The following is a 2,212-nucleotide window of genomic DNA, read 5'->3' as shown; positions in this document are numbered from 1 at the left end:
GTGGACCGCCGGACCATTGCTCAGGGCGGTGGCCAGCCCGGGCGCCGAAAGGTCGATCGGCGAGCCGGTGCCCTGTCCGGAGGCCACGATCATCGGCGACTCGCGATCGACTTGCATCGCAATCCATCCGCCGTCGGCCCGTGCGCTGCGCTGGGCCCACTCCAGGGTGAGCTCCAGAACGCGTTGCGTGTCAAGGCGAGTGTTGAGCTGGCGGTCGATCTGCTGCAGCGTCTCGAGTTCCTGGACTCGCAGCGCCAGGGCGCTGTCGGTCTGGGTGTACAGCCGGGCGTTCTCGATGGCGATGGCGGCCTGGCCGGCGAAGGCCTCGAGCATCTCGCGATCGCGCTGGTCGAAGAGAGCGGTGCGGATCCGGTTGTCGACGTACACCACGCCGATCACCCGGCCGCGCGAGCGCAAGGGCACACACAGGACTGAGCGCAAGGCGTAGGCGACGACGGATTCCTGGGCGCGGAACCGATCGTCGGCCAGAGCGTTGGTGGTGACCACGCCTTCGCCGGTCTGCAGCACTTCCTTGATCACGGTGCGGCTGACCTGGACATCCTGCGGGCTCAGGCTCTTGCCCTCGTAGTTGCGGCCGACCTGGACCGCCCGCTCGCTGGAGTGGTCGTCGAACAACAGCAGGAAGCCGCGTTCGGCGGCCGTAAGCTGGATGACCGAGTCCATCACCTGCTGCAGCACCTCATCCAGGCGCAGCGAAGAGCCAATGGCCCGCGAGACCTCGTACAGCGCCAGCAGGCGGGCATGTTCGCTGCCCTTCTCCAGCTGGGCGGCGAGGTCCTCGAGGTCGACCAGCGCCTGGTGTGCGACCGAGGCCCACTGGGGATCCGGGGCCGCCTGCAGGCGTTTGAGGGCGCGGCGAATAGCCTCCAGGCGCTCAACGGTCATGCGGCCCTCCGCCCGGCATCGGCCAAGGCGGCTCGACCGAAGTCGCACAGATCGAGCAGGGAGCAGGCGTGGCAGGCCGGCTTGCGGGCGCGGCAGATCTCCCGGCCGTGGCGAATCAGGTTCAGATGGGCGGCAAAGTAGGCCTCGGGCGGGAAGGCCTCGGCCAGCACCCGGTGGGCCTGGTCGGCGGTGATGGTCTGCGGTCGAAGCCCCAGCCGGCCGGTGAGGCGGTAGACGTGGGTGTCGACTGGGAACGCCGGCATCTGGAGCGAGAACAGCATCACGATCGAAGCGGTCTTGGGTCCCACGCCGTCGAAGTGGGTGAGCCAGGCGTAGACATCCTCCGGAGGCGCCTGCCGCAGGAAGGCCAGATCCAGCCCGCCGCACTCCTCGGTGATCTGGTGCAGCAGGCGCTGAATGCGTGGTCCCTTCTGTGGAGCCAGGCCGGCCGGGCGGATGGTGTCGATCACGGCCTGGGAGGGAGCGTCGCGGACGGCCTGCCAGGTGGGGAACTGCGCCTGGAGGGCGGCGAAGGCCCGGTCTCGGTTCAAATCGTTTGTATTCTGGGAAAGAATCGTCGAGAGCAGCTCTTCCAGCGGCGGCAAGGACGGACGCCACCGGGGAGAGCCGTAGGTCTGGAGCAGGCGCTCGTGGACAAGCCAGGCGCGGCGATCGGCAGGCACGTCTTCATTATAGTCACGGGGCAGCTGGCGAATGCCACATTGAAAGGCGGCTGTATTGCCGTTTGACCCTTCTCCCAAGACTGCTATACTCAGCGGGAGGAATGCCCTGCCCAGCAGCAGCTTCACGGAGGAGAGCGCCAGGCTCACCGGTCACCCCGGCGGCGCTCCAACCGCCGCTGCGGCTTCCGGAAAACCTCGTGGGCGCCGCCGATCCGGCGGTCTCTGGGCCCGCCTCGGCCTTTCGATCGTGTTCGATAGCCCGCCGCCGTCAGCTTCGCTCGGCGTGCGCTGGGAGGTTGGCTTGGTCCGTATCTTCTTTGCGACCGATGTCCACGGCTCCGAGGTGTGCTGGAAGAAGTTCATCAGTGCGGCCAAGTTCTACGAGGCGAACACGCTGGTCCTGGGCGGAGACATGACGGGCAAGGCCATCATCCCGATCATCGCCCAGGGCGAGGGCAAGTACAAGGTCACCCTGCTTGAACAGGAGACCCTCCTCGACAGCCGGGAGGCGGCCGAGCAGATGGCCGGGACGATTCGCAACCGCGGCTACTACCCCTACATCACCGACCCAGACGAAGTCGCCAGCATCTCCGCCACCCCCGGCCGGTCGGATGAGCTGTTTG

3 protein-coding genes are annotated in these 2,212 nt (G+C 67.4%); 1 reads left to right on the top strand and 2 read right to left on the bottom strand.

Annotation, left to right across the window (positions count from 1 at the left end):
* Both MUO23_10130 and MUO23_10125 read right to left on the bottom strand, forming a co-directional pair.
* Positions 1 to 906, bottom strand: a 906-nt coding sequence (locus tag MUO23_10130; GenBank protein MCJ7513310.1) for a GAF domain-containing protein, incomplete at its 3' end; no start/stop codon positions are given.
* Positions 903 to 1,736, bottom strand: coding sequence for an endonuclease III (locus tag MUO23_10125; GenBank protein ID MCJ7513309.1), 834 nt, complete (start codon positions 1,734 to 1,736; stop codon positions 903 to 905). The genes MUO23_10125 and MUO23_10130, both read right to left, overlap by 4 nt.
* A gap of 154 nt (positions 1,737 to 1,890) precedes the next feature.
* Here MUO23_10125 and MUO23_10120 point away from each other — a divergent pair.
* Positions 1,891 to 2,212, top strand: a 322-nt coding sequence (locus MUO23_10120) for a hypothetical protein (protein ID MCJ7513308.1), incomplete at its 3' end; no start/stop codon positions are given.

Source organism: Anaerolineales bacterium (assembly GCA_022866145.1).
Classification (GTDB): domain Bacteria; phylum Chloroflexota; class Anaerolineae; order Anaerolineales; family E44-bin32; genus PFL42.
Note: the sequence above shows the minus strand (reverse complement) of the source record. Positions and strands in the feature narration are given on the sequence as shown.